The following is a 6533-nucleotide window of genomic DNA, read 5'->3' as shown; positions in this document are numbered from 1 at the left end:
TGATGTTTGATTCACGTCAGTGGCGTGAATTCCACTAAAGCTTAAAAAAGCTAAACATAATGATAATACGAAAACTAGATTTAATTTTCGCGAAATTTTACCGCCTCCATATCAATGCCACTTTAAAAAGTCCAGATTATTGAAAAAAGTTCAACAATAATCATATTGACTAAATAAAGGTCACACTGATATCATCATATCATCTTTGACTTACCATATAAAGATTGTGGTTCAAAATCAAGAAAAGGGCCGTATTTGTGCCTATTAAATCAAATAAGACTCAATTAGAGCTTTTTTTATTGCAATGTAATGGAAAGGACTCCACCATACCCTATTTAAATAAAATCCTCCAAGTAAGAGCTTTTTTTGAGAATAGGTTATTGTTTCAGGCCAAATATTATACATGTGTCATGGCCTATACTTGCCTCAGTGGAGATTTAGAGGCATGTGTTAAAATAATGCACCATATGCCTTTTTTATTTATTACGATATGTTTTAGTCTTTTTATTTATAAAATAATGGGATTTTAGCATTATTTGATATTTTTTTTAATTGTTAGGGATTAACAATATTGACTTCAAAAAAAATTTCAATAATATGAAATAAAAATAGAAAATATTTAATTTTTCTTCATGACTTCTTTTTCAGCCCTTAAAGATAATTTCAGCAGCTTTTTGTCAACTAAAATAAACGAGGATATATAATTCCAGACTACGCCCATGCCCCAGAAGGTTATAGGAAAAATGACCCACAGAAAATTAGGAGTGAATATAAGATTAATAATAGCTGAAACAGCATTTATAGATAAATAAATGGCCAAATGTATGTAGAAACTTCTGGCCCGGTCTGCTTTGGCCACTTTATGTTATGATTCTTGGTATTCTTCTAGAGATATGTTTTTGGACATTATTTTCTCACCAATACAATTTATTATCAAATATCCTTAATATTATTGCTCAATAAATTATTGAAAATAAGAATTAATATCAATTTTAATTCAAAAAAAAATAATAAAAAAATAGTGATTTAAATAATTCTAACCAATATTTTGTCAATATGGTGGCCATCCATATCTACGATTTCAAATTCAATGTTTTCCCACTGGAATATTTCTCCAGTATCTGGTACCTTACCAGTGTAGCTCATTATAAAACCACCAATAGTATTGAAATTACCTTTATTCTCATCAGGAAGCTTTTCAATATTCAACACTTCCTTAAATTCTTCTGCTGATAAATAACCATCTACCAACCACGATCCATCCTTTCTAAGAACGGCTTTAGGTTCGTTTGGTTCATCTAAAGAGGGTATATCTCCAACCAACGCTTCTAATATGTCGTTGAGTGTTATTAAACCTTCTATACTCCCATATTCGTCCACTACCATGGCCATATGCACGTAGTTTTTGTTTTCTTTGAGAAGGTTTAATACATCTAAAATAGGCAGAGTTTCTGGTATAACTAAAGGTTCCTTTAAATTGGACTCAATATTGATTTCTTCTCCATTTAAAATTGATCCTAGAATGTCTTTAGTCTGAACAACACCTAAAAAATTGTTTAATTCATCTTTACCCACTGGAAAAATAGATCGTTCACTACCAATTATCTGTTTTTCAGCTTCTTCTAAGGGATCATCCAGGTCTAACCATATGATCTCTGTTTTGGGTGTCATCAAACTGCCAACTTTTTGCTGGTCCAGTCTAAAAACTCTTTTAATAATATCTTCTTCTTCCTTTTCCACAGTTCCGGCTTTTAGACCTTCCTTAATAAGGAGTTTGATTTCGTCTTCAGTTACTTTATCACTGCTTTCTTTTTTGGATCCAATTAAACGCAATAGTGAATCGGTGGAAAAACTTAAAAGAGAAACCACGGGGCTGGTGATTCGGGATAATATCAGTAATGGTCGGGCTATCTTAACTGAAATCTTTTCAGGATTATTAAGTCCTATCCTCTTAGGAACCAGTTCTCCGACTACCAGTGAGAAATAAGTAATTATCAAAACCACAATGATTATACTTAATGTGTCACTGTAAGGTGCTAAAAAGCTGAAACCACTCAAATAATTGTTTAAATAAATGGAAATCGTGGCACCACCAAAGGCACCTGCTAAAATTCCTATCAGAGTAATCCCAATTTGAACTGCTGATAAAAATTGGTTGGGAGACTCTAATAATTCTAGGGTGATATCAGCACCTTTATTTCCGTCCTGACTCATTTTTTGCAGTTTAATTTTTCGAGAAGATATAACTGCTATTTCAGACATGGCCAACATACCATTTAATAAAATAAGCATTCCAATAGCAAAAATTTCTAAAAATAGATTACTCATGATTATCCTCTTACTTTAGGTTATTTAAAATATTTATTAATTTAAATTTATTAAATTATTGATTTGATTAATGAATTAATGAAAAATAGTTCTTAATTTTATAATCCTTTTGTTGGTCTTAATTTATTAATTTATCTGATTTAAAGAACTATTCCTCCCATTAAAACTAAGGGGATGTTCAATGTTAATAATCAATGTATCTGAATTTTTTCTCCATTAACATGACTATTCCAAAGGCAATTAATCCCAGTACTAAGGAAATAACGATGGAACTGGTTTCACTTAAATCAATCTTTTGATAAGGCAATCTAAGGGTACCCAACATTAACCCCACCAGAAAGGACATGGTAACGTGTTCATGATGTCTAAGTAAATAATCCAGTAATCTTGAAAATGAAAGTATCCCAATCAGGGCTCCGGTCATGAAGGTTACGATTTCTGTAATAGATAAACTGTTCAGGGCGTTGATCATGTACTCGTACTGGTTTAAAAGCAGTAAAAGGAAGGCCCCGGATATTCCAGGTAATATCATAGCACAGATGGCCAGCATACCAGAAAAAAAGATAATAGGTAGGGTGTGATTGGCTGAAATAGGATTCAAGCCTACGAATATAAAGGCGAAAACAAATCCAATAATTCCGAAACTGAGGTTCTTCACTGAGAAACCTTCTATTTCTGAATAAACAATGTAGGCCGAGGCCAGAATTAAACCAGAGAAGAAGGCATAGGTGAAAGCTGCATAATTAGCTAATAAAAAACTCATTAACTGGGACAGGGTCAATACAGCCAATCCTATTCCCATAAGTAAAGGAATAAATAGCTGGAAATCAACTTCTTTTTTTAATATACTCCACGATTCTTTAAATTGGCCTTTTAAAAGTGGTTTTAGAAACTTAAAGTTTATTTTACTGATGGAGTGTACTAAACGCTCGTATATTCCAGTAATAAGGGCTATGGTTCCTCCAGAAACCCCGGGCATGATATCGGCGGTTCCCATGAAGAGACCTCTTAAGAAAATAGATAGGAAATTTTTTAGTTTTCTGTGGTACTCGGTCATTTATAATCTCCAAAATAGCTAATATGAATAAATTAATATTTATTTTTATTTTTTGTAAATTATGATTTATTCTGATTAGATAAATTTGTTTAATATATTTATTGTATGAAAAAAGAAAATATGAATTAATTAATATTTAAAAAAATAAAAAATTTATCCTAGAAATCCTCTTAAATGTGCTGCTTCCAATATGGTTTCACCAATATTTTCTGTTTTATTTGCTTTTAAAGAAGACAAGATAACATCAGTTAACTCTTCATGATTTTCATTTATTTGAATAGTTTCAAGTAAATTTTCAATTAAATCATTTTTTCTAAGAGATTCAGGTAAGAATTCAGTTTTGGGATTAAAAAATTTAAGAGCATCCTTTAAATCATCTTTAAAATTTAAATAAACTTTTTCTATAAATAATAAATCATCATCATCCAGTGCATTCAGTCCCAATATTTCTGGAGGTAATCCTAAAGAATAAAGGGCACAAGTAAATGTTATGACTCTAGGTAATGAAATTCCATCAATATTACGTGCATAACCAAAAAGGCCAATATGTAATTTTCTTTTTCTCCTACTGGGAATATACTTGGCTATTTGATTTATTGCTGGAGCAAGTTTTAGTATTTGTCTTTGATATTCATTACCGTACTTTTCCAATATAGCCAAACATCTTTCCTCGTCAATTTCTGCAGGAATAGTTGTTTTTCTTTCATTTAATAATTTAATAGCTGATATGACCTCTTCCGGAGGATTATCATATTTAAATGAAGATTGAATGGTAAATGTATGGGCGTTGGGATATTCCTTTGAAATCCTCTCTACAGTTTGAGGTCTTAAATTACCCCGGAAGGGCGCTGAACCTATACCAATTATAGGGTATATTTTCACACCAATTTCTGTTTCTAATTTTCCCAGTCTTTGTAGGGCGGTCTTATTTAAAAGAAGTGCACTTATAAATCCATAATTCATGGCCGGGTCAGATCTTGCTAAGAAAACTCTTTGATAGTCTACAGACTTATCCTTTAAATAATCCCGAGTCATATTATGGGCATTAAGCATGTTTTCCATATCTTCAAAGAGCGGAATTACATTAATTTTTTCAGGTTTAAATTCACCAATCCATTCGGCTATAGTTATATCTCCTTTTTTGAATGGTTTGGTTTGTTTACCCACAACAAAATCGTGGTAATATCGGTAAATTCTGTCAAGGCAGTCTGAAGAAGCGGTCATGGGTAAAATTACCTCAAATACTGGCACATTATCTTTCCCGTAAAATAGTTTAGCGGCGTCAAATGAACGAGGTATACTTTCCAGGGTTTCCAGCAAAATCTTGGCTTCTGCCTTTTCAACTGTAGGGTTGGGAACTCTCAAGGTTATAAAATCATCTTTACCTAAAATTCTTTCATTAAAAAATGATCCATATTTGGTAAGTAGTTTTTTAACCACATAATTATCTACTTCTTTACCTTCACAATCCCACATTTGTTCGTTGCAGCCTAAATGAGAAAAGACATAGTAGGCTTCTGTTATCTCGTCTTCACCACTCAGTTCAGGATCTGTTGAAAAAAAGGGTGGATTCACATTATCCGGATGTTGAGTACTCATGCATCGTGGTATTTTCATAATTAATCCCCCTTAATTCAGTTATCTTTTGCACTGAAAATTTCTCAGAAATCCATATTCCTACTATTTTATTAGAACCTTTTAATTTTTTAATTCTTTCTACCGCCAACATAAGTTGTTTTTTATGTGTTATATTATCTACTGGATTTCCTAAACAGTCGTAGTGCCCAGCAATAAAAATATATTCAGATTCATGTTTATCTACAGAAATTTCCAATTTATTTATAATATCACTGATATCTGAATTTAAATCTGCCAATACTCCGTCCATTCCCGGTTCGGTTATCATATCAACAAAGTCAACTTCATAATTTTCTTTGATCCATTGAATTACAGGCAACTGTACTCTACCATCCATGCAGTTAAGACATACTGCAAATCTATTTGTCAAAAGGTAGTTCTCCTTTAATATCTTTTAAAATCTCCTTCAAGGACATTACATCTTTGAACCATTCATTCCCAGTTATTTCATTGGTACAGGAACAATAAACCTGTGAAATTAAATATTTCAATTTTGGAGGGAGATTTTCCGGCTTTAGGCTGCAATTATCCTTCCAATTTACTCTATCTTTTTTTTTCGCTTCTTCAGTAGCACACTGCCAGGCGGTATCCCGATAGTAAATCCTTGTGATTTCTTTACTAACTGGTAGGTCATTAAATGTAAAACGGCATTCATCTAAAGTTCCCAACACATCAACTACCATTAATTGACGTTTTGGACCATAACCAAATTCTATTTTCCCATCTTCATTTTTCAGGCCGATTTTTGAAAATTCACGAGATATCATCTTATTAATCATAATCGTACTTTCTTTTAATTCATCAAGCTCCTCATCATTCACACATGCTATTTCTTGAGCTTCAAGAGGCCTTAAATATCGGTCAGTGACTTCTAATTTAGTTGAAAAATCTATAATTGGTTTTTTTAACTTCTGATTGGGAACTGGGGGACTTTTTAATCCTAAATCTTCTGGAATTATTTCACAATCATTCAAACGTTTGAAAACACTGCTGCCTTTCGGTAAAGTGTTTCTATAAATGATTTCCAGGGGTATTAAAAAATTTCCTTTTATATTATGGGAATATATGGAGTAATCATATTCGCCATCCTCAATTTTTGGATTGATTACCCGTAAAAGCTGGACTTTCATTACTTTTGACGGATTTTTTAATTCTGAAAGATTTTTTGCATTTCCATCTTCCATTAGACCCATATAATGATTTGGAACTCCTAATTCGTCCAATTTTTCAAAGAAATATGCACCTAAAAGTGCAATGGATTCACCTTTGTTATCTATATGATCTGGCATTCCTCCCCAATCAAAAATTGAGTATCTATCCGAGAAAGTGAATAAACCCTCACCGGGGGTTTCAAAAGTTGGATTCTTTATAATTTTTAAATCTTTAACGCTACCCATCTTTAATTCTCCTATATGCTTAATTAATTCCAAATAAAACCTTAAATGGGATAATTTTTTTTACTGTTAGTAATTAATAATGGAATTGTATTGTTAATGATTAATTGTTATAA

The 6533-nt window shown here is 32.0% G+C and carries 6 protein-coding genes; all 6 read right to left on the bottom strand.

The window, feature by feature from the left end; translation table 11 throughout:
* Positions 1 to 619: 619 nt before the first annotated feature.
* The 6 genes from Q7I96_07380 to Q7I96_07355 all read right to left on the bottom strand — a co-directional run bounded on the left by Q7I96_07380 (position 620) and on the right by Q7I96_07355 (position 6420).
* Positions 620 to 859 carry a 2TM domain-containing protein gene (locus tag Q7I96_07380; GenBank protein MDO9627428.1) on the bottom strand — a complete coding sequence of 80 codons (240 nt, stop codon included), beginning with the start codon at positions 857 to 859 and terminating at the stop codon, positions 620 to 622.
* A gap of 167 nt (positions 860 to 1026) precedes the next feature.
* Positions 1027 to 2328, bottom strand: coding sequence for a hemolysin family protein (locus Q7I96_07375; protein ID MDO9627427.1), 1302 nt, complete (start codon positions 2326 to 2328; stop codon positions 1027 to 1029).
* 184 nt (positions 2329 to 2512) lie between these two features.
* Complete coding sequence (locus tag Q7I96_07370; GenBank protein ID MDO9627426.1) at positions 2513 to 3325, bottom strand: DUF368 domain-containing protein; 813 nt, start codon at positions 3323 to 3325, stop codon at positions 2513 to 2515.
* Between the two features lie 213 nt (positions 3326 to 3538).
* Entirely contained in the window at positions 3539 to 5002 is a 1464-nt protein-coding gene (ppcA, locus tag Q7I96_07365; protein MDO9627425.1) for a phosphoenolpyruvate carboxylase, read from the bottom strand.
* Positions 4962 to 5393: a hypothetical protein gene (locus tag Q7I96_07360; protein MDO9627424.1), complete on the bottom strand. Its 432-nt coding sequence runs from the start codon at positions 5391 to 5393 to the stop codon at positions 4962 to 4964. The genes ppcA and Q7I96_07360 overlap by 41 nt, the downstream gene beginning before the upstream one ends.
* On the bottom strand, positions 5383 to 6420 hold the full coding sequence (locus tag Q7I96_07355) for a phosphoribosylaminoimidazolesuccinocarboxamide synthase (protein ID MDO9627423.1): 1038 nt from the start codon (positions 6418 to 6420) through the stop codon (positions 5383 to 5385). Before Q7I96_07355 ends, Q7I96_07360 begins: the two co-directional genes overlap by 11 nt.
* Positions 6421 to 6533 lie beyond the last annotated feature (113 nt).

This window comes from Methanobacteriaceae archaeon, from assembly GCA_030656015.1.
GTDB lineage: Archaea > Methanobacteriota > Methanobacteria > Methanobacteriales > Methanobacteriaceae > UBA349.
The sequence above is the reverse complement of the archived record's forward strand: the minus strand, read 5'-3'. Positions and strand labels throughout refer to the sequence as shown.